27 protein-coding genes are annotated in these 20,887 nt (G+C 54.4%); 17 read left to right on the top strand and 10 right to left on the bottom strand.

Annotated elements, in window-relative coordinates:
* Positions 1–34: 34 nt before the first annotated feature.
* Positions 35–1,018, bottom strand: a complete 984-nt coding sequence (locus tag QMK51_RS13675; RefSeq protein ID WP_320394415.1) for an MDR family oxidoreductase — start codon at positions 1,016–1,018, stop codon at positions 35–37.
* Between the two features lie 177 nt (positions 1,019–1,195).
* Here QMK51_RS13675 and QMK51_RS13670 point away from each other — a divergent pair, with 177 nt between their 5' ends.
* The 8 genes from QMK51_RS13670 to QMK51_RS13635 all read left to right on the top strand — a co-directional run bounded on the left by QMK51_RS13670 (position 1,196) and on the right by QMK51_RS13635 (position 6,604).
* Positions 1,196–2,260, top strand: a complete 1,065-nt coding sequence (locus tag QMK51_RS13670) for a nitronate monooxygenase (protein ID WP_320394414.1) — start codon at positions 1,196–1,198, stop codon at positions 2,258–2,260.
* Between the two features lie 280 nt (positions 2,261–2,540).
* Complete coding sequence (modA, locus tag QMK51_RS13665) at positions 2,541–3,299, top strand: molybdate ABC transporter substrate-binding protein (RefSeq protein ID WP_320394413.1); 759 nt, start codon at positions 2,541–2,543, stop codon at positions 3,297–3,299.
* Positions 3,300–3,980 carry a molybdate ABC transporter permease subunit gene (gene modB, locus QMK51_RS13660; RefSeq protein WP_320394412.1) on the top strand — a complete coding sequence of 227 codons (681 nt, stop codon included), beginning with the start codon at positions 3,300–3,302 and terminating at the stop codon, positions 3,978–3,980.
* Positions 3,981–3,983: 3 nt separating this feature from the next.
* The gene (gene modC, locus QMK51_RS13655) at positions 3,984–5,063 is read left to right on the top strand and encodes a molybdenum ABC transporter ATP-binding protein (RefSeq protein WP_258700476.1); all 1,080 of its coding nucleotides are present in this window, start codon (positions 3,984–3,986) and stop codon (positions 5,061–5,063) included.
* Between the two features lie 83 nt (positions 5,064–5,146).
* Entirely contained in the window at positions 5,147–5,407 is a 261-nt protein-coding gene (locus QMK51_RS13650; protein WP_258700475.1) for a hypothetical protein, read from the top strand.
* Between the two features lie 132 nt (positions 5,408–5,539).
* Positions 5,540–5,770 (top strand): hypothetical protein, encoded by a 231-nt coding sequence (locus tag QMK51_RS13645; protein WP_258700474.1) that lies wholly within the window; start codon positions 5,540–5,542, stop codon positions 5,768–5,770.
* 372 nt (positions 5,771–6,142) lie between these two features.
* Complete coding sequence (locus QMK51_RS13640; RefSeq protein ID WP_258700473.1) at positions 6,143–6,427, top strand: hypothetical protein; 285 nt, start codon at positions 6,143–6,145, stop codon at positions 6,425–6,427.
* Between the two features lie 54 nt (positions 6,428–6,481).
* On the top strand, positions 6,482–6,604 hold the full coding sequence (locus tag QMK51_RS13635) for a hypothetical protein (protein WP_320394410.1): 123 nt from the start codon (positions 6,482–6,484) through the stop codon (positions 6,602–6,604).
* A gap of 18 nt (positions 6,605–6,622) precedes the next feature.
* Here QMK51_RS13635 and QMK51_RS13630 read toward each other — a convergent pair whose 3' ends face one another.
* Positions 6,623–6,931 (bottom strand): cupredoxin family copper-binding protein, encoded by a 309-nt coding sequence (locus QMK51_RS13630; RefSeq protein ID WP_320394409.1) that lies wholly within the window; start codon positions 6,929–6,931, stop codon positions 6,623–6,625.
* 14 nt (positions 6,932–6,945) lie between these two features.
* Positions 6,946–7,914 (bottom strand): metallophosphoesterase family protein, encoded by a 969-nt coding sequence (locus QMK51_RS13625; protein ID WP_320394408.1) that lies wholly within the window; start codon positions 7,912–7,914, stop codon positions 6,946–6,948.
* Positions 7,915–8,067: 153 nt separating this feature from the next.
* On the opposite strand from QMK51_RS13625, the gene QMK51_RS13620 reads away from it, so the two are divergent.
* The 9 genes from QMK51_RS13620 (at position 8,068) to QMK51_RS13580 (ending at position 14,538) form a co-directional block, all read left to right on the top strand.
* Positions 8,068–8,580 (top strand): sigma-70 family RNA polymerase sigma factor, encoded by a 513-nt coding sequence (locus QMK51_RS13620; protein WP_320394407.1) that lies wholly within the window; start codon positions 8,068–8,070, stop codon positions 8,578–8,580.
* Positions 8,573–9,316, top strand: a complete 744-nt coding sequence (locus QMK51_RS13615) for an anti-sigma factor (RefSeq protein ID WP_320394406.1) — start codon at positions 8,573–8,575, stop codon at positions 9,314–9,316. Before QMK51_RS13620 ends, QMK51_RS13615 begins: the two co-directional genes overlap by 8 nt.
* Positions 9,317–9,388: 72 nt before the next feature.
* Entirely contained in the window at positions 9,389–10,075 is a 687-nt protein-coding gene (locus QMK51_RS13610; RefSeq protein ID WP_320394405.1) for a phytanoyl-CoA dioxygenase family protein, read from the top strand.
* A gap of 109 nt (positions 10,076–10,184) precedes the next feature.
* On the top strand, positions 10,185–10,448 hold the full coding sequence (locus tag QMK51_RS13605) for a hypothetical protein (RefSeq protein ID WP_320394404.1): 264 nt from the start codon (positions 10,185–10,187) through the stop codon (positions 10,446–10,448).
* A 1,022-nt stretch (positions 10,449–11,470) separates the two neighbouring features.
* Entirely contained in the window at positions 11,471–11,743 is a 273-nt protein-coding gene (locus tag QMK51_RS13600) for a hypothetical protein (RefSeq protein WP_258700466.1), read from the top strand.
* Between the two features lie 299 nt (positions 11,744–12,042).
* Positions 12,043–12,402: an IS66 family insertion sequence element accessory protein TnpB gene (gene tnpB, locus QMK51_RS13595; protein ID WP_320394403.1), complete on the top strand. Its 360-nt coding sequence runs from the start codon at positions 12,043–12,045 to the stop codon at positions 12,400–12,402.
* Between the two features lie 18 nt (positions 12,403–12,420).
* Complete coding sequence (gene tnpC, locus QMK51_RS13590; RefSeq protein ID WP_320394402.1) at positions 12,421–13,938, top strand: IS66 family transposase; 1,518 nt, start codon at positions 12,421–12,423, stop codon at positions 13,936–13,938.
* Between the two features lie 69 nt (positions 13,939–14,007).
* Positions 14,008–14,268 (top strand): DUF6429 family protein, encoded by a 261-nt coding sequence (locus QMK51_RS13585; protein WP_258696221.1) that lies wholly within the window; start codon positions 14,008–14,010, stop codon positions 14,266–14,268.
* A 33-nt stretch (positions 14,269–14,301) separates the two neighbouring features.
* Positions 14,302–14,538 carry a hypothetical protein gene (locus QMK51_RS13580; RefSeq protein WP_320394401.1) on the top strand — a complete coding sequence of 79 codons (237 nt, stop codon included), beginning with the start codon at positions 14,302–14,304 and terminating at the stop codon, positions 14,536–14,538.
* A gap of 57 nt (positions 14,539–14,595) precedes the next feature.
* Here the strand turns inward: QMK51_RS13580 and QMK51_RS13575 are convergent, their stop codons facing one another.
* From QMK51_RS13575 to QMK51_RS13545, 7 genes are read right to left on the bottom strand one after another with little or no spacing between them, the layout of a single operon-like run.
* The gene (locus QMK51_RS13575) at positions 14,596–15,594 is read right to left on the bottom strand and encodes a nucleoside hydrolase (protein WP_413817529.1); all 999 of its coding nucleotides are present in this window, start codon (positions 15,592–15,594) and stop codon (positions 14,596–14,598) included.
* A 57-nt stretch (positions 15,595–15,651) separates the two neighbouring features.
* Entirely contained in the window at positions 15,652–16,860 is a 1,209-nt protein-coding gene (locus QMK51_RS13570; protein WP_320394400.1) for an MFS transporter, read from the bottom strand.
* Positions 16,841–17,470 carry a phosphoribosylglycinamide formyltransferase gene (purN, locus tag QMK51_RS13565; RefSeq protein ID WP_320394399.1) on the bottom strand — a complete coding sequence of 210 codons (630 nt, stop codon included), beginning with the start codon at positions 17,468–17,470 and terminating at the stop codon, positions 16,841–16,843. Before purN ends, QMK51_RS13570 begins: the two co-directional genes overlap by 20 nt.
* A complete protein-coding gene (locus tag QMK51_RS13560; protein WP_320394398.1) occupies positions 17,467–18,759 on the bottom strand; it encodes an amidohydrolase family protein in 1,293 nt (430 codons plus the stop codon). Before QMK51_RS13560 ends, purN begins: the two co-directional genes overlap by 4 nt.
* The gene (locus tag QMK51_RS13555) at positions 18,749–19,429 is read right to left on the bottom strand and encodes an HAD family hydrolase (protein ID WP_320394397.1); all 681 of its coding nucleotides are present in this window, start codon (positions 19,427–19,429) and stop codon (positions 18,749–18,751) included. Before QMK51_RS13555 ends, QMK51_RS13560 begins: the two co-directional genes overlap by 11 nt.
* Positions 19,426–19,989 carry an inosine/xanthosine triphosphatase gene (locus QMK51_RS13550; RefSeq protein ID WP_320394396.1) on the bottom strand — a complete coding sequence of 188 codons (564 nt, stop codon included), beginning with the start codon at positions 19,987–19,989 and terminating at the stop codon, positions 19,426–19,428. Before QMK51_RS13550 ends, QMK51_RS13555 begins: the two co-directional genes overlap by 4 nt.
* Positions 19,973–20,836, bottom strand: a complete 864-nt coding sequence (locus tag QMK51_RS13545) for a thymidylate synthase (protein ID WP_320394395.1) — start codon at positions 20,834–20,836, stop codon at positions 19,973–19,975. The genes QMK51_RS13550 and QMK51_RS13545 overlap by 17 nt, the downstream gene beginning before the upstream one ends.
* Between the last annotated feature and the right edge of the window lie 51 nt (positions 20,837–20,887).

Genomic DNA, 20,887 nt, shown 5'->3' with positions numbered 1-20,887 from the left:
CTACAGTTTGTCTGTTTGATTGGCATTGAGATGATCAACGATTGACGTCGACCACCACCCGACCGCGCAACTGGCCGGCGAGCAAGCGCCGCGCAGCGTCGATGGCTTCGCTCAAGCCGATTTCGTGGCTGATCAGCGGCAGCAAGGCGAAATCCAGCTCCTTGGCCAGACGATTCCAGGCCAGTATCCGCTTGGCTTTGGGTTGGGTCACGCTGTTGATGCCGGCCAAGGTCACACCGCGCAAAATGAACGGCGCGACGGAGGCTGGAAAATCCATGCCCTGGGCCAGGCCACAGGCGGCGACGGTACCGTTGGCCCGGGTGCTGGCGCAAGCATTGGCCAGTGTGTGGCTGCCGACCGAGTCGATCACCGCTGCCCAACGCTCCTTGGCCAACGGTTTGCCCGGCTCGGACAGCGTGGCGCGATCGATGATTTCACTGGCGCCCAATTGCTTGAGGTAGTCGTGCTCCGAGGTGCGGCCGGTGGACGCCACCACGCGGTAGCCGAGTTTGCTCAGCAGCGCGATGGAGAAACTGCCTACGCCGCCATTGGCGCCCGTCACCAGCACTTCGCCCTGCTCGGGGTTCACGCCGTTGTGCTCCAGCGCCAGGATGCTCAGCATCGCCGTGTAACCGGCCGTGCCAATGGCCATCGCTTGCGCAGCGGTGAACGCTTTGGGCAGCGGGATCAGCCAATCGCCATTCAGGCGAGCTTTCTGCGCCAATCCGCCCCAGTGTCCTTCACCCACGCCCCAGCCATTGAGCAGGACTTGATCACCCACCTTGTAGTCCGGATGACTGCTGACTTCGACAGTGCCCGCCAGATCGATCCCCGGCACCATGGGGAATTTGCGCACCACCGGGCTGCTGCCGGTGATCGCCAGGCCATCCTTGAAGTTCAGCGTGCTGTACGCCACACGCACCGTCACATCGCCCTCGGGCAATTGATTGTCATTGATCTCTTGCAGTGTGGCCCGGTAACCGCTGTCGTCTTTGTCGATCAATATGCCTTTGAACATCACTGCCTCCCGATGGAATCGCTCAGTTGTCGTGCCGTTGAAATAACACATGGAAGCACATCACCGCACCCGACTTTAAGCCATTCCCCAAAACTCAACTGGCCTTGCGTCAGTCATTACTGATACAAATTCGCTTCTACCGTCCCTGCCCTGTTTCGACGTCGGAGAACACTGCAAATGAGCCTATGGCCAGATACCCGTATTCTTGACCTGCTCGGGATCGAGCTGCCGATCATCCAGGCCCCCCTGGCGGGCGCGACGACTTCGGCCATGGTGATTGCGGCGAGCAACGCTGGCGGCCTGGGCTCAATGCCCGCTGCAATGCTGAGCATCGAGCAGTTGCGCGAGGAGCTGAAAACGATTCGCCAACACACCCGGCGCCCGTTCAGCGTCAACTTCTTCTGCCATCAACCGCCGTCACCCGATGAGCAACGCGCCCAGGACTGGAAGAATCTGCTGGAACCCTACTACCGGGAATTGGGTGTCGATTTCGACGCGCCGACACCGGTGTCCAATCGTGCGCCATTCGATCATGCCGCCTGCGAAGTGATCGAAGAGTTTCGTCCCGAGGTGGTGAGTTTTCACTTCGGCCTGCCGGAAAAGTCCTTGCTGGCTCGGGTAAAAGCCACCGGGGCGAAAATTCTCTCCTCGGCCACTACGGTCGAAGAGGCCATCTGGCTGGAGCAGCATGGCTGCGATGCGATCATCGCCATGGGTTACGAGGCCGGTGGCCACCGGGGGATGTTCCTCAGTGACGAACTGAGCAGCCAGGTGGGGACTTTCGCGCTGGTGCCACTGATCGTCGACGCGGTGAAAGTGCCGGTGATTGCGGCGGGCGGGATTGGCGATGCGCGGGGCGTCGCGGCGGCTTTTCTGCTGGGCGCCTCGGCGGCCCAGGTGGGCACGGCTTACTTGTTCACCCCGGAGGCCAAGATCAGCGCTTCTCACCACAAGGCGTTGCGCACGGCCAAGGAAAGCGAGACGGCGGTCACCAACATTTTCACCGGGCGCCCGGCGCGGGGGATTCTCAATCGGGTGATGCGTGAACTGGGGCCGATATGCGCCAAGGCACCGGCCTTCCCCTTGGCGGGCGGCGCGCTGATGCCCTTGCGGGCCAAGGCAGAAGCGGATTTCAGCAGCCTTTGGGCCGGGCAGGCGTTCACGCTGGGTGTTGAAATGACTTCGGCAGAGTTGACCCGGCGTTTGGCGGATGAGGCGTTGGCCAAATTGATTCAGCGCTAAACCCTGAAGGGGCTAACCCTAATGCCGGCAAGTTAAGCGCAATCCATGTGGGAGCGAGCCTGCTCGCGAAGGCAGTGTGTCAGGTGACATCAATGTTGGCTTTGCTGCCGCCATCGCGAGCAGGCTCGCTCCCACAGGTTCCGCGCCTATACCGACCAGCATTAGGTCCAGCCCTCCTTGTACTCTGTATCTGGCAAGTTCCGTTTACAGGCAATTCGCTATATATTCCGCTATATAGCGTTTCGTCCCTCGTTGCACTCGCCTACCACGGAGCCGTTCCATGATCGTTCGTGCCTCACGTTTTGTCCCCGCGTGCCTGTTCAGCCTGTTCGCTTTCGGGTCCGCCCAGGCGGATGAAGTCCAGGTCGCCGTCGCCGCCAACTTCACCGCGCCAATCCAGGCCATCGCTGCCGACTTCGAAAAAGACACCGGGCATAAACTGGTGGCTGCTTATGGCGCAACCGGTCAGTTCTATACCCAGATCAAGAACGGTGCACCGTTCGAAGTGTTCCTCTCGGCGGACGACACCACCGCGCAAAAACTCGAGACCGAAGGCGACACTGTCAAGGGCTCGCGCTTCACCTATGCCATCGGCACCCTGGCGCTGTGGTCGGCCAAGGAAGGTTACGTCGATGCCAAGGGCAAGGTGCTGAGCGACACCCAATATAAGCACCTGTCCATCGCCAACCCGAAAGCAGCGCCTTATGGCCTGGCTGCCACTCAGGTACTGGCCAGGCAGGGCCTGACCGACAAGGTCAAAGACAAGATCGTGGAAGGCCAGAACATCACCCAGGCCTACCAATTCGTCTCCACCGGCAACGCCGAACTTGGTTTTGTGGCCTTGTCGCAGATCTACAAAGACGGCAAAGTCACCAGCGGTTCGGCATGGATCGTTCCGGCCAACCTGCATGACCCGATCAAACAAGACGCGGTGATCCTCAACAAGGGCAAGGACAACCCGGCCGCCAAGGCACTGGTTGACTACCTCAAAGGTCCGAAAGCCGCTGCAGTCATCAAGTCCTACGGTTACCAACTCTAAATGACGCTATCGAGTGCCGATTATTCCGCCATCTGGCTGACCCTGAAACTGGCGTCCCTGACGACCGTCATCCTGTTGGTTATCGGCACTCCGATTGCGTTATGGCTGTCGCGCACCCGTTCCTGGCTGCGCGGCCCGGTCGGGGCGATCGTCGCCCTGCCCCTGGTGCTGCCGCCCACGGTGATTGGCTTTTACTTGTTACTGACCCTCGGCCCGAACGGGTGGATCGGCCACTTCACCCAGTCGCTGGGGCTCGGCACCCTCACCTTCAGTTTTGCGGGGCTGGTGATCGGCTCGGTGCTGTACTCGATGCCGTTCGTGATCCAACCGCTGCAAAATGCATTTTCCGCCATCGGCACACGCCCACTGGAAGTGGCCGCGACCTTGCGCGCCAATCCCTGGGACACGTTCTTCAGCGTGATTCTGCCGCTGGCCCGCCCCGGGTTCATCACCGCGGCCATTCTCGGTTTCGCCCACACTGTCGGCGAGTTCGGCGTGGTGCTGATGATCGGCGGCAACATTCCCGACAAGACCCGCGTGGTTTCTGTGCAGATCTACGATCACGTCGAAGCCATGGAATACGCCCAGGCGCATTGGCTGGCCGGGGCGATGCTGGTGTTCTCCTTTGCGGTGTTGCTGGCGCTTTACTCCAGCCGTAAAACCAAAACGGTCTGGAGCTGATCAATGATTCAAACGCGCTTGAAACTGAGTTATTCGGGGTTCGCCCTGGATGTCGACCTGCAACTGCCCGGCCGCGGGGTGACGGCGCTTTACGGTCATTCCGGCTCGGGCAAAACCACCTGCCTGCGCTGCATCGCCGGTCTGGAACAGGCCGAACAGGGTTTTATTCAGGTCAACGATGAAGTCTGGCAGGACAGCGACAAGGGGATTTTCGTCCCGCCGCATAAACGCGCCCTGGGTTACGTTTTCCAGGAAGCCAGTCTGTTTCCCCATCTATCGGTGCGGGCCAACCTTGAGTTCGGCCTCAAGCGCATCCCTCGCCAACAGCGTCGGGTCGACATGGCCCACGCCACTGAGCTTCTGGGGATTGGCCATTTGCTCGACCGTGATCCGCAGCACCTTTCGGGCGGTGAACGCCAACGGGTCGGCATCGCTCGCGCGCTGCTCACCAGCCCGAAGCTGTTGCTGATGGACGAGCCGCTGGCGGCACTCGATACCCAGCGTAAAAACGAAATCCTGCCTTACCTGCAACGGCTGCACGATGAGCTGGACATCCCCGTGCTGTACGTCAGCCATTCTCAGGATGAAGTCGCGCGGCTCGCCGACCACCTCGTCCTGCTCAGCGACGGCAAGGCCCTGGCCAGCGGTCCCATCGGCGAAACCCTGGCCCGGCTCGATCTGCCGCTGGCCCTGGGCGACGACGCCGGCGTGGTGATCGAAGGACACGTCAGCGCTTATGACGCCGACTACCAGTTGTTGACCTTGCAACTGCCCAACACGGACCTGAGCATTCGGGTCGCCCATTCGCCGATGGCTGAGGGTCAGGCACTGCGCTGCAAGGTCCAGGCGCGGGATGTCAGCCTGAGCCTGCAAGGCGTCGAGCAAAGCAGCATCCTCAATCGCCTGCCGGTTACGGTGATCAGTGAAATCGGCGCCGACAACGCCGCCCACGTACTGATCCGCCTGAACGCGGCTGGCACACCGCTGCTGGCGCGGATTACCCGTTACTCCCGGGACCAATTGGGCGTGCACCCCGGCCAGCCACTCTGGGCGCAGATCAAAGCGGTGGCGGTGTTGGCCTGACCCCGTCGCCGAGACCGTATTCAAAGGCGTACTGAACCGACGAACTGCCCCGCCAGTTTTTTGCATGATCGCAACGGGCTTCTATGCTTGATCTGAACACGAATAGCTTCGGTGACGCCATGGAAGACATTTTCGTTGTGAAACGCTGCAACAAGATCATCGTTCATGGCCGCCGGGCCGGAGAAGCCGATAACCCGCCATCCGACACCGTCGTCTGGTATCGCATCGTCGATACCCGCACTCGTGGTTTCATCGGTGACGGCTTCGATCTTGAAGAGGACGCCGAACGCGAATGTCGCAGGCTTAACGCGGTCAGTTCGCAGGCGTCGCACGGGTTGGCCTGAAGCCGGCCCCTTCCATTTTCCGGGTCTATACTTGAAGGAGCTGAAGGACCAGCGACCCATCGGCAGAAAGCTCGCTCCCCCGCGGGCTTTTTGTTGCCCTTTAGCCGATTTCTTTGAACGGAGGTGTTTGTCATGTCCGAGAAAGAATCCATCGCCACTCTGCTCACCCTGCTTGACTCCCGTCAGGCGCGCCTTGCCGCCGCGTGCAAGGAGATCGCCGACTGGGTCGATAATCAAGGGGGGCACCCGACAGCCCTCAGGATTCGCGATCGTCTGAACGACATCGAGAAAGACACGCCGCAGATTCGCAGCGCGCTGTCTGCGCTCAAACCTGTCGAACCGCCGCTGCCTCGGTTCAGATGAGTCGACCCAGATACTCAAACCAGGGTCAGAGCCCGATTCAGGACACCTGAACGGTGACATCGTCGTTACCAGGCTTATGCCTGCCTGCTCGCCATGTGCTACCCGGTTTGCCTAATGCCAGTCAGTCAAGCTGCTGAACCTGTGGGAGCGGGCACTTAACTGACGGGCATTGCCCAGTTCGCCGGGATTTTTTTGCGGCCCCTTCGCCCATTTCACACCGCCTTCACAAGCCACCTCCTACAGTTAACTTGCTCCTTTGAAGACCCCCCCTGGCCCGCCCGCATGCGGGCCATTTTTTTGCCTGCCGTACCGCGAACGAACGCCCTCATTCGCCGGGTGTCGAACGTTTACACATCACGAAGGAGATGTCTCATGGTCACTCACTTCAAAGTCGGCGGGCACCTGGCCTGCGGGCACAAAGGCAGCAACCTGACCTCAAGCAGCATATTGACTCGAGTTAAATGCAGAAGCTGCCGCAACACCGACGCGTTCAAAGAAGCGCGCAAAGACGAACGCAACGCCGCACGTCGGGCCGCACGCAAGGCCAAAGCCACCCACACCGCCAGTGACTGGCGCGCAGCCTGGATGCAACGGCTGATCGAGATGCCCGGTTTGCAACGACTGCCGCGTGGTTTTACTGGCCAGCCATTTGTGTAACTGACACGTTTGGCCGTGCCTGGCTTATGACTCGGGCGCAGCAAGTGACGTGCAATGAAAGCCCTGATTATTCAGGGCTTTGTCACTTCCGGGATTTGGCTTTCTCTGCTGCCTCCGCGCGGATCGTTTTTGCATTTTTTCGATCATCTGCGCAACGCTGCCCTACACGGCTATTGACCTTCCAGCGCCCTCTGTTTACTGGGTGACCACAATCTTCCCGATCATCTGCGGGTGCAGCGCACAAAAATACTCGAACTCTCCCGGCGTATTGAACACCCAGGAAAAACTGTCATTCGTATCCAGCGCCCCCGAGCGAAACACCTTGTGGGTTTCTGCCACCGTGTGCGGAATCTGATCATCATTCACCCACGTCACTTTGGTGCCCACGGCCACGGTCAAATCCTTGGGTTCAAACATGAACGCCTTGATATCGATCTTCACCTCTTGAGCCCACGCCGGCATCGACAGCATCAGGCACACAACCGCCAACAGTCGCGTTTTCATCTGACCGCCCTCCCCTAGACCAGTGTCGAATCAATCAGCGCCAGCGGATGATCGCCCTGTGTCGCTCGCACATCGGTGATCCCCAGATAGTTGCGCAATTGATCGGCAGCCACCGTCATCGGCCCTGGTGCCGGTGCCGCACCCGGTGCAGGTTGCGGATAGGCCGTGCCACGGGCGGTGTGGAAGGTGATGTTGCCTTCGACCTTCTGGATGACCTGATGGATGTGGCCGTTCAATACCGTCACTGAACCGTACTTGCGCAGCATCGCAATCGCCTGATCACCATCCTCGGTGCCCCAGCCCCACGGCTGATAAATCGTCCACAGCGGAATGTGGGTAAACACGACGATGGGTGTACTGGTCGTCACCGCCCGCAAATCATCGGCCAGCCAGGCCAGTTGATCGGCGCCAAGGGTGGCTTCATGGCCAGCCTGGAAGTTGAAAACATTGACCAGCGCGATGAAATGCACGCCGTGGTCGTCGAAGCTGTACCAGCCATTACCTTTGGTGCCCTTGCCGTAACGCTCCAGGTAAAGCTTGCCGCCGCCCTCGTCGAGAGTGTCGTGTTCACCCGGCACGTAATGCACGGTGGACGGCAGGCCTTTGAGCAACTGTGCCGCAGTGTCGAACTCCTCAGGCTTGGACAGGTGCGTGATGTCACCGGTATGCAGGATCAGCGACGGCCGTTTTGGCAGCTCGATGACCTTGTCGATCGCCACCTGTAACGTCTTTGCCGGCTCCGGGTTGGCTTCCTTGTTGAAGCCGATGTGGGAGTCGCTGATCTGCACAAAGTGAAACGTGCTGGCCAGTGCCTTGGGGTCGGCGACATTGCCTGCCTCATCCAGCGCAAAGGCCCTGGGAATGCCGCCGCTCAGGGCCCAGATTACCCCTGCCCCGGCCCACGCCGAGCACTTGAGCAGCGCTCGGCGGTCAGGGTTCAGCAAGCCGTCGGTGCGCACTGGGTGTTTTGATTGAATGTCCATCGGTAGGGTCCTCGCTGGCGGACTACAGTGATGTAGCTGACACGAGGTAAACCTTGCGGGACGAGTGTTTATTCCGCGCCGCAAAACAAATTTTTTCAGGGAATAAATGACGACGCATCACGGTTATAAGGGGGTGGCGGTGCGGAAACCACTATGAAGCGATTTGAGGAACTGATTGCGCCCCATCTGGACGCCGCTTACAACCTCGCGCGCTGGCTCACCGGCAACGACAGCGCCGCACGCGATGTCGTGCAGGAAAGCGCCCTGCGCGCCTTCAGGTTTTTGCAGCGTTTCGCCGATGGCAACGCCAAGGCCTGGTTTCTGACCATCGTGCGCAACGAAAGCTACACCTGGCTCAAAGCCTCGGCCGGGCAGCATTGGGTTGCTATCGGTGACGACATTGGCGACGACGAAGGGGCACTGAGCCACAGCCAGACCCCGGAGTTGCTGGCTATTCAAACGGAAAACGCGGCCCTGATCCAGCAAGCGCTGTGCGCCCTGCCGCCGGCGTTTCGTGAGGTGATTGTGCTGAAAGAACTCGAAGACATGCCTTACAAGGACATCGCGTTGGTGGTCGATATTCCCATCGGCACCGTCATGTCGAGACTGGCCCGGGCACGCGCGATGCTCAAGCTCGAACTACTGAAGTTGCACGATCATGAATAAACTCGACTGCACGGTTTGCCAGACACGGCTGCATGGCTATCTGGATCAGGAACTCGATCCTGCGACGGCTGCGGATGTGGCTGCGCATCTGGCCGCATGCGCCGAGTGCGCGCGGCTGCATGATGAAGTGAAACTGCTGAAGGTCAGTGTGAAGCGCCAGGCGCCGTATTACCCGGCGCCGGCATCGTTGGCGGCCAGCGTGTTTGCCGCTGGTGCGCCCGCGACTCGCGCCGTCGAGCGCTGGCAGAAATGGTTCGCACCGACGTTTTCCGCAACGGCGCTGGCCTTGGCGGTGGTGTTTTATGTGATGACGCCGGGCAGTGAACAACCGCTGATGGACGAGGCGGTCTCCAGCCATGTCCGCTCGTTGATGGGCGAGCATCTGAACGATGTGGTGTCCTCCGACCGTCACACCGTGAAGCCCTGGTTCACCGGCAAACTCGACTTCTCGCCGCCGGTATTCGATTACTCGGCGCAGGGATTTCCATTACTGGGCGGGCGGCTGGATTATCTGCAACACCAGACCACGGCAGCCCTCAGTTACGGGAGGGCCAGGCACATCATCAATGTGTTTATCCTGCCCATGCCGGAGGCAGACAAGCCGCGGCAGACCCAGACGATTCGTGGCTTTAACGTAGTGTCCTGGCAAGCCAACCACATGCGTTTCGTGCTGGTTTCCGATGTGGAGAAAAGTGAACTGGAGGCGTTCAGCCAGTTGCTCAGGGACGGTGCCTGAATTGCTCGATGCTGTTGCCTGGTTCCGGGCCGTTCTGCAAGAAGCGTTGGTGGTAAGGGAGTTGAGGAATCCATGACTGACCGCGAGCAACTCCATCGAGATGGCTATGCGCTGCTTCGTCGAGCGATTCCGGCCGAGTGGCTGGGTGACCTTCGTGCCGTGTTCGATGCGGGCGTGAAGCCGGCGGACCAATGGCCAGTGCCGCGTGGCATGGATTGGCGCCATTCGCTGCTGGACGCTGATTCGAAGGTTCAGGCTGTGTGTCGTCTGCGGGAGGTGTTGGCGGTGGTTGGTGAGTTGATTGGAGAACGGTTCTTCCTCTCGCAGGTGGAGGGTCGCGAGCCCCTTGCAGGTGGCGGTCATCAGCAGCTGCACCGCGACTTGTCGGCCCTGCGGCCAGGCGACATTGTGAACGCCCTGGCTTATTTCGACGACTATGGCCCCGAGAACGGCGCAACACGTATCGTTCCCGGCAGCCACCGCCCTGACCAGGGAGAGCCGCCATTCGGCTTCAATGACGAGTCCCGGTCTGTGCAGCTTTCAGGCTCCGCGGGTGACATCCTGGTGTTTGATGTGGATTTAGTGCATGCGGGCAGTCTGAACGCCATCGGCGCACGCCGTCGCTCCATCCTGATGAGTTATTTTTCGGAGCCTCTATACGCGTTACACCTGGAAACGGTGGGCCTGCGAAGTATTCGGATGGACACGACCGATCGGTTCGACCCTTCGGATTTTGCCTGCTCAAGCCATCCAAAATAGCGGACCGGAAACAAACAAGGGTTTGCATCAGCTTTCGCCCGCAAGGGAAATCAATGCCGGTGAAAAAGCTAAGACACTGGGAAGAACCGACTCAACTAAAGGATAAAAGATGCAACCTCAAAGCGAACCATTGGTAATGAAGGCTGCGTTTGATCAGCTGAAAGAAGCGAACCTTGACATCTGCAAGCACATCAACTTTATCGACATTACTGCTACGGGCAGAAATGCAGAAGCAGACCTAGAAAACCGCCACAGAGCGCTATATTTCTTGGCTCAACCCCATCCGGCATTAGCCAAGAAGATAGCGAATCATTGTTTTGGGCTTTACAAGCATTGTTTCTTTATCATGAACTTATGCACGCAAAGGATCTAAAAATCGATAGAAACTTCAGTCTGCCTGATCGTAGAGTAGATCTAGTTAAGGCCGAAACATACGCTGATATCTCAACATTGCGTTTTTTTGTCAAGCATCAGAAGTCCGGAGCGGATGTATTCAGAAGTTTATATGCAGCCGGCATACTCGGCAGGGCCAAGACTCCGATTTACACTCGAATATTTAACGGCATCACAAAATCATTCCCCGAGGCTCAGCTCAAAGCATGGGCTTCAAACAGCATTTCACCGCCCAAGACGCAATAACAAGACCGTAAAACCAATGCAAGCTATTGATGTATCAACAACTTAGCGTTGGATCTTCCTGCAGTGGTTCGGCGTTCTGCCGACCGAAAACAATCAAATCTCCCTGCAGTACCAAGACTGCGCGTACAGAACATTCTCGACCTCTTCCAGACCACTCAGTGTGAAACCGAGCGTTGCCATGCTGGTCGGGCGAGCATCAAGAAGCGGCCGAAGCGGTGGCACCTCACCTGACCAGGGCACCATGTCGCAGAGACACGGCGCTGGACGTTCTTTTGAGGATGTCAGATGGCGCACTGGAGGAAATGATATCGCCCGTGACAGGCTCGGCACTGGCGATATCCCTTTTGGATCTGGCGACGCCGCGTTCTCTCATGGGCACAGTCAGGAAATGCACTCCTTGCTCAAGGCTGGATATAAATACAGTATCCGAATAATAAGGTAATTGCTCAATTGGTCGCTGACGATCGGTAAGGCCTTACCACTCGTCGGAATCGTCAACTCATAAAGGTGAGGATGCCTTGCATTTGCGCGTTTACAGGCTTGACTGAAGTCTTGCCTCAACTTGAGACAAGATAAAAAATTTCAACCCAACGAACTCACACATCCAACACTGATCAATAAAAACATCTGTAATACATGAAAGCTTCAATGAGTTAACCTAACTACTGATTTTTCTGTAGCAGTGGCAAGTCTGCATCTATGTTTTAAAAATAGGGAGCCAACTCATGGAATACTCAATCCAAAAAGGATATAAATATGAGCATCTCGATCACAAACGGAGCAAGCAGAACGGTTCAAGTTGCAGTCAGCGTATGGGCAGGAGGCGGCAGTGACAATTATTACCCACTGGAGCCCGGCAGCGGTGACACATGGGGACGTAATGATCCAAGAGGTTACTTGATGGCTATAAAAGGACACGCCCAATCAGGCATCTATTACGTTGCCTTTGACAGTCAAATCGTCATAGAAGACAACCTTGTAAAAGATCGTGGTCAAACTCTTAAACCGCTCGCATCAAATAATCAATAACATCAAAATGCGTTGAATAACTTCAAGCGCATGCACTACGTGACCAGCATCTTACATGATGCTGGTCATCGTTGGTGATTCCGACAATTCGTTGAGCATGCGTTGGGTCAAATCTCGAAGCGCAGTGACGAAAACCTCAAAGCCTATTTGGCAATGCACGCTGCCGAGCACTACCAGCCCGCCTGAATATTGCGGCAGGCGTCAGCCGTTGCAATGTAAACGCTCCATGAACCCCACATTCAAAGCGCTTAGCTGATCCCGGATGCTGTGCTCCCGATTCCCTCAGGAGCCAGCCCGCCATGATGCGACCCGATGCCAAAGTCGAAAAAGTCTATCTCTACCCCAAGCCCGTCGACTTTCGAAAACCCATTGATGGCCTGGCCGCACTGGTCGAACTGGATATCAAAGTCGCGGTATTCGACCCCGTGCTTTTCGTCTTCCTCAACAAGCCACGCAACCGCGTGAAGATTTTGTATTGGGAACGCAACGGCTTCTGCCTTTGGCTCAAGCGCCTCGAATCCGAACGATTTAAAACATCGCCCGATGCCAACGATGAAGCGATCATCCTGACCGTCCAGGAACTGAACTGGCTACTGGATGGTTTTGATCTGTGGCGCAACCGCCCTCATCAGGTTTTGACACCGCGATACGTGGCCTGATTCGGTATAATCCATGGCATGATTTCCATGCCCGAAAACCTCCCCGATGATCCTGAATTGCTCAAGCAGATGCTTGCGAAGATGCAGTCCAGAGTCGGTTTCCTCGAAGAAGAAAATGCGCTGTTGCGTCAGCGCCTGTTCGGACGCAAGTCCGAGCAAACGGTTGATCCGGCAACGCCGCAGTTGGCCCTGTTCAATGAGGCGGAAAGCGTCGTCGAGCCCATTGATGAAGCGGCAGGAGAAGAGGCTGTTGCGCCGACCCAGCGGCGTGGCAAACGCAAACCGCTGCCGGCCGATCTCCCCCGCATCGAAGTCATTCACGAACTGCCCGAACATGAACTGACCTGTGCCTGCGGCTGCCGCTGCCGCAAACACGCCATCGGCGAGGAAGTTAGCGAGCAGCTTGAAATCGTGCCGATGCAAATTCGCGTGATCAAACACGTCCGTAAGGTCTACGGTTGCCGTGCCTGTGAAACGGCTCCGGTCACTGCGGACAAGCCCGCTCAGTTGATTGAAAAAAGTATGGCCAGCCCAAGCGTGCTGGCGATGCTGCTGACCACCAAATACGTGGACGGTTTACCGCTTCACCGTTTTGAAAAAGTGCTGGGCCGCCATGGCATCGATATCCCGCGTCAGACCCTGGCCCGCTGGGTTATCCAGTGCGGTGAACACTTGCAACCACTGCTGAATTTAATGCGCGACCAGTTATTGGAAAGCCGCGTCATCCACTGCGATGAAACCCGCGTGCAGGTGTTGAAAGAGCAGGATCGGGAGCCCAGCAGCCAGTCCTGGATGTGGGTGCAAACCGGCGGCCCACCCGACAAACCAGTGATCCTTTTCGACTACTCCACCAGCCGGGCTCAGGAGGTGCCGACGCGCCTGCTTGATGGCTATCGCGGCTACGTGATGACCGATGATTACGCCGGTTACAACGCGCTGGGCGCGCAGGAAGGAGTGGAGCGTTTAGGCTGCTGGGCGCATGCACGGCGCAAATTCGTCGAAGCGCAAAAAGTGCAGCCCAAAGGCAAGACGGGACGTGCCGACATCGCGCTGAACCTGATCAACAAGCTTTATGGCATCGAACGCGACCTACAGGCCGGCAACGACGGCGAGCGAAAAACCGGTCGTCACGCGCACAGCCTGCCGGTGCTGGCTCAGTTGAAAAGCTGGATGGAAAAGACCCAACCCCAGGTCACCGCTCAAAACGCCCTGGGCAAAGCCATCAGCTACCTGGCGAGCAACTGGAACAAACTTGAGCGGTACGTCGAGGAAGGCTATTTGCCAATCGACAACAACCCTGCCGAAAGAGCCATCAGGCCCTTCGTGATCGGAAGAAAGAACTGGTTGTTCAGCGACACGCCCAAAGGTGCGACGGCTAGTGCCCAACTTTATAGCTTGGTCGAGACCGCCAAAGCCAACGGCCAAGAGCCCTATGCGTGGCTGCGCCACGCACTTGAGCGCCTGCCGACGGCTTCTTCGGTTGAGGATTACGAAGCTTTACTGCCCTGGAACTGCTCGCCGGTATCGCGTAGTTAAACGCGCTACCCATCTTGCTGGCTGGTAGGGTTTACGGTGAGCTTAAAGAATACGAGCGGAGCAACGATCATGGAATACGACGATAAACTGATTGAAGAAGCCGTGCTTGCCCTGTTGGCAACCTTCAGCTTTGATAACGGCAATGCTTGGAAAGGGTTCGACTTCGAGACCATGAGCCGACTACATGAACAGGGTTTCATCAGTAATCCGGTGAACAAGAACAAATCGATTTGGTTAACGGCTGAAGGGTTGGAGCGAGGTCGGCAGATAGCCGACCGGTTGTTTGGGGTAGGAACCCAAGGGGAGCATGTATCCGAGTCGGATACCTGACTTCATACCACGGCCATCCGGTAGGTGGGGTTTATGGGTCGCATACAAATCAACAAGCAATTCAAGGAGCAACTTTCCCAACAGCTCAGGTCAGTGCTTGTGCTGAAGCCGGAGCTTGCAGAAAAAACTGCATTTATCATAACCATGCTCATTGATGGTACGATTCTTGCTGACCACCATGAGAAAGCTGAAACGCAATACCCACCAATCATGGCCGCCTTAGGGGCCGCTAAGGCAATCATTCGATCAGAAGGCGGCGACTTGGACTAGCCACCTGCGCATCTGCTCCACGGTGTGGCTAGTCAAATTTGGCTGGGTTGAGCTGATTTAATTGAGCTTCGATATACGCGAAGTAATCAATTTGAACACCTCGTCAGCATCGCCGTCCTCAACCCAAAATGCATCTGGTTTTTTGTTTAGTGTCCCATACCAGTCTGCTATCGTCTGGCCATATGTTAAGCCCTCGCGCGTGTCGATTGAAAGGTAGATCTCTCGGCCACGAAAGAGCTCTCGATTTAACAGATAAGCAATCACAGTAGCATCGTGGACCGGCCCGCCCGGCAAACCATAGCGCTCAACGTAGCTCTGGATGTAGCCGCGAAGAATGGAGGCCACGTGGTGTCCCGCTTGATTACCCAACTGATCTAAAGCTGAGATTCGTCCCTCGCTTGTCAATAATTTATGAGTGACGTCAATAGGTAAATAAGTGATTTGCACGCCACTGTCTAGAACATATTTCGCGGCCTCTGCATCCGCAAACATGTTGAATTCCGCAGTAGGTGTTACATTACCGCCCTGAAAGTGCGCTCCACCCATTACTACAACTTCCTTGATCCCTTTGACGACATCAGGCGCTTGTTTTAAAGCAAGCGCGAGATTAGTTTCCGGCCCTAACAATGCTAGTGTAATCGAATGCGCTGGTGCCGCCCGTAGTGTCGTAATAATAAACGAGACAGCGTCATCACCCGCTAGGGGTTGTTTAGGCTCGAACACCTTTACCCCGGAAATTCCCTCGGGGCCATGGACGCTTTCCGCATACACCGGAGAGCGAACCAACGGACGTGCGACGCCCGAGTAAATGGGGACGTCTCCACGAGAGGCCCACTCTCTTGCAATCCGGGCGTTGCGTGAAGTTTTGTCGATTCGCACGTTCCCCGCTACAGTCGTCACACCTAGCAAGTTCAATTTGTCCGGCGACGCGAAAGCCACCAAAAGCGCGATCATGTCGTCGGCACCTGGATCAGTATCGATGATTAAATTGGTTCGCGATTCTGCTAATGCTCCACAAGACAGACATAGCATCACGAAAAACAACCATACCCTCATAAAATACTCCTTCAATGCCCACTGTTCCTTATGCAAAAAAAACAAACTAATACGCACTTATGACTGTAACTTAATCAGGTTCACCTCAACGCTCGCGCGTTGCAGCTCGCGGTAGGCGAGCCAAGAACTAAACATGGCAACAACAGCGCAACCTGACGCAAAATAAAACACTGACGCATATCCGAAGTGACTCACGCAGAGTCCTCCTACGCCGCCAGCCAGAAGAATGCCAATATCGAAACAAGCTTCGTACGTACTAAGCGCTAGCCCGATATTAGTGTCCGGCAAACTCTTAATGGCCGGTAATGCCAATAACGGATAGACCATCGACAATCCGAGACCAGTCATAAACGCTCCTAGCATCACTACATCAACCTGGGGCGCATTGGCCACCAGCAAAAGGCCTAGTGATTCGACAATCAATGATATCCATACGGCTTTTAATCCATAGGCATCCGCCTTTTTTCCGAGCATTAGTCGCGCGACGACATAACCCACACCAAATAACGACAAAATCATCGGCGCATCTGTCTGCCATCCTTTCTCCATCAAAAACAGTAACAAAAACGAAGTTATTGATGCATAACCAACGTTGCCCAGCGCAAAACCTGAGCCAGGTCGCCATATTTTACGTATTGCCGTCCAAGTCGAGATACTCATCGGCTCGCCGGGCACCTTAGCATCTTCGACAAACAACACCACCATGACACCAAAAAACGGGAGGCATGACATGATCAACATTGATAGCAATACAGAGTTCTCACGAAATAAATATGCTCCAATATAATTGCCAATCGCGAGTCCAAGGAACATACCGATACCGACCCAGGACATAACTTTCCCAGCATGCTCACGCCCTATCAAACCGATTGGCCAAGTTCCACTACTGGTAAACACTAAGCTTTCTCCCACGCCCATTAATAACCGGCTAAAACACACAAGGGCAAAGACAGGCATAGCAGACAATACACTCTGGTCAGTCAGAATGAAGCATATTGTACCGGCAGCGAAGAGGAGCAGTAGACCAGTGACCATTGCTCGCTTTGGACCATGCCGATCAGAAAATCGGCCTGCGTACGGACGGGATAACAACGTCGCGACTGATTCCATCACCACGATCAAACCGACATAGCTACCGGGCAGCCCCAACACCTTGTTGATATAGGGTGGAAGTACAGCAACAGATATCCCTAGGCTAGTGATGGCCACAAATAGCATTGAAGCGACGACCACTGCGGGCAAGAAATTACGACTCTGGAAGCCCATTGCGCACTCCTTTGTTCACGACTCGGCCCTGCTCAACAAAAATCTGCTCATCAATGAGGCCCGCAACAGCTGTACAAATAATACTCTGTTCTACGCAAATGATTTCCTCGCGTAGCATCGCTTCAGTCATTTGTGAGGTGATTCTAACTGTGCCCTGATCAATAATAGGTCCTGCGTCCACTTCATCATTGATAAAGTGGACCGTGGCCCCCGTGATCTTTACACCTGCCTCCAGAGCCCGGCGTTGGGCCTTGTCGCCCGGAAAAGCCGGTAGGATAGATGGATGTGTATTGATGGTTCTACTGCCAAACCGACTAACAAACTCAGGCGAAAATATCCTGCGAAAGCCTCCCAAGACGATCACATCGATCTGTGCACCCTCCAGCAATATTGCGATTTCCCGTTCGAATTCCGCGCGGCTCGGATAATCCGAATGAATTACTTTATTAACCTTCACATCGGAAAATCGGGTATCGGCCCCAGCATCGAAACTAGCATTATTGGTGATGACCAATGCAAGCCTAGCAGCGTGCTCTGCCTCTTCGATCCCATTTTTTACCGCGTCAATTAATGATCCACGGCCTGAAAATAAAAAAGCTATTTTTTTCATCCGACTACATGCTCCTTGAATTTGGAAAAAGTGGATCGCACGTCCACCAGTGAGTGGCACACAAACTCACCGAACTCAAAAATTACGGTACCACCAACCATGACCCGCACCGGACTCTCCTTGTGGATCATGTTCAAAAAAGAAATTGGGTTATCCAAGTAATGATCAGAAAAGTTGGCGCTATCGTAGAAGGCAATATCGGCAAGAAAGCCTACGCGCAACTCACCTACGTCCTTCAATCCAAGCGCGCGAGCTCCTGAGGAAGTCAGCATTTTTAGTATTTCACGTGCACTTGGCTTTTTATCTAGGTTATCTGGGCCATGATGATAAACAGTGAATAGCGCATCAAATGTAATGTCGCCTATTGGATTTACCATTGCTGCATCAGTACCGAGACCGACCGATCGACCCTCCATCAGTGATGCCAAAGGCAGTGTACCGGCTCCGACATAACTATTACTTACGGGGCAGTGAATGATATTACAACGACTCTGCTGAAGGATAGCGAGGTCGGCGGGTGACACACAAGAAGCATGTATCAATGTCGTAGACTCATCCAATATATCTAAAGCATGCAGATACTCGATTGCCGTCATACCGAACACCTCCTTAAAAAGCGCAACTTGTGTTGCGCCCTCATGAAGATGAAGAGAAAATACCGACCCAGCTTTTTTTGCTTCTGCATGAAGATATTTAAATAGCTCTTCGTTGGCGGAAAGTTCGGAAGCGGTAGAGGGTATTACACTTAGAGTGTCAGACTGGTATTGTTGCTTAGTCGATACGAAATTCTCGACAATACTATGAATAGGTTTAAATTCTGGGCGAGCCCCCGCGCCAATCCACTGGTTGCTTTGGCAATAATTGATTGCTGCCCGTACGCCGAGTTTCTTGCAGGCATCAATATCGACTTCAGGCCGACTGGTGAACACTCCAACACAAGTAACCCCTTTACGAATCTCTTTCATCAGGCTGTATAGCGTAGCGACACCTTGGACCTCACGGGTTTCCAATTCGTTGTTTTTATGTACCGCATCCAGCACGGCACTAATGGGAGAATATTCCATCAGCCCGCCATATAATTCTTTGCTCGGGTGTAAATGCGCGTTAACCAAGCCCGGCATACAGATTAAATTTGAGCAATCAGCAATGCGCACACCATCCGGAAGCGAGCAGCTCGGCGAGTAGATCGCGAAAATCGTGGATCCTTTTACGTGAAGACTGCCATGGGCCAACCGATGAGTATCAGGGCACAGATACCTCACGCCTTTATAAATAACTTCATCCAGCATCTACAATCTCCATCAACGATGCGATTGACTTACTAAAGTCGGCTCGCTTTGAAAAATGATGCACTTTAATCCCCAATTTTTGGCAGGGTAAGACATCATTCTCTAGACTATCGCCGACCATCAAAATGTCTTCAAAGGCGACATCCAACTCACGCTTCACATGTTGATAAAAGCTTTCGTGGGGTTTGCACTGAGGGGCGCAAAAACCAAAGAAAAAATAATCAAAATAGGATGCTAACTGACTTGCTTCGAGTTTCAATCTCTGGACTCGCTCAGCGCCATTACTGCATACGCCAAGGATAATTCCACGCTGGCGAAAATATTTCAAAATATTCAGCCAAGGGCCGGTCGGAACACAGGATTGCGCGTACTTGCATATGAACGTTGATTCAATTTCATCGCGATGAGTCCGGCGAACGCCAAACCAATCAAACACATGCTGAAAACGTTGGCTTAGTAAGCTCTCAACGCTTAGACCACCGCCTTCAAATTGAGACCATAGTCTCTGGTTCATCTCATCGTAAAACTGGTGAAAGCGCTCGAACTCATCGTTGCCGCTAGCGTAATCATGGCTGGCCAAGAAACTTTCCAACCAGTCCATTGCGTACAGATGTCCTTGCTGATGGTTAAGCAGCGTATCGTCGATATCAAATAGAACACACTGGATCATTGCCGAATCACGCCAACATCTGAGGCCAAAGCAGCGCCCAATGCACAGCGCAGCGCAGTTTTAAATTCGTCTACCCTACTATACATTCCTGCCGTAATTATCCCATTACAGCCTAACAAATCCATGTCACCAGCCGTTTCGGGATAAAGCTCTTGCATGATTGCAGAGAGTTTCAATTCGGGCCTTATCCTGGCAACAACTTCAGGCGGGAGCATGACCTTGCCACTGCAGCCATAGAAAACATCACCAGTGTGCCGATCTTTCACCGCGGCCCAACCATACACGAAGCTGCCGAAAGAGAGGTGTTCAACTAATCCTTCAAGGGCGACATAATAATCGGCCCGCTCATTAGAATGCCTCTGCACACTCTCAAGCCTACCAAGGCATCCACGAATTGCTTCCTCATCGGTAGTAGGGGTCTCTGATACACCTGACTCTGCGTCAAAAGGTATCAAAGTAAAGGTTCCAAACAAGTCACCACACACATCACTCAAAGCATTGATCTTAGCGATATTCTTGGTCGCCAGGACAAAAACTGGTAATTCACTCTGCATTTTCATGAACCCACCGGACAACTTCAGTTTTTTGAGTGTGCCCATAAATATCAGCCAGTGTGGTAACAGCAGACTGTATGGTTGGCATCTGCTCTATCACACCCACGTTCAGCATTGCGTCGTTAGCCTTCTCGACGGCATTATCATAAATTTGTGTAAACGTAGTCTTCATGATGGTCGAGCCAAGCCGTAATTCCGACATGCCTCGTTCGACTAAGTCGGCGAAAACCAGCTCGTGAACAAATGAGAAGAAACCCATATCGTATGGCAATCCCGTAATCACATCGGTGCTACGGGAAATTGTTTCACAGAACAACGTACGATCCTTGATAAAAAACTGCATACCAACCGTACAAGGGAAATCTTTAGTATCCGACTTGTGGTAATTTTGATTTATATTTATGATTGCGCGCCGTGAGTCAGGGTTTGCCATTAACATATTAATAATCCAATTATACTGATTCTCATGCCCCAACACAGGCTCGTGAAAAACATAATAACCGTAATTGGAGTTTACATTGCCCTCTTCATCAACCAACGTCATCCAGAAATTTGAGGCTTTGGCCAATCCTTCTTGGGCATTTAGACTACCGCTAAAGTAAGCTAACAACTCTCTACACAAATAGCGTTTTGCACCCTTTCTTAACGAGTGGATTCGATTAAGAGGATTTGTAAGAATATAATTAACCCCATATGCCTGACGAGCACCACCCGCTCTCGAAGAAATAGCATGACCATGTTCGAGGATATTAACAATGCCTTTCTTGACCAAGCCATCAACGCTATTTGCGACGACATCAATAAAGGCATGTGACACTTCTACACACTCAACTGTTTTACCTAAAAAACTCATCACACCATACTCCTTGGTAAAATATACATCCTAAAACTGCAAACACTGGCT

Origin of the sequence: Pseudomonas sp. P9_31, from assembly GCF_034008235.1 — a bacterium.
In the GTDB taxonomy this organism is placed as follows: domain Bacteria; phylum Pseudomonadota; class Gammaproteobacteria; order Pseudomonadales; family Pseudomonadaceae; genus Aquipseudomonas.
The sequence above is the reverse complement of the archived record's forward strand: the minus strand, read 5'-3'. Positions and strand labels throughout refer to the sequence as shown.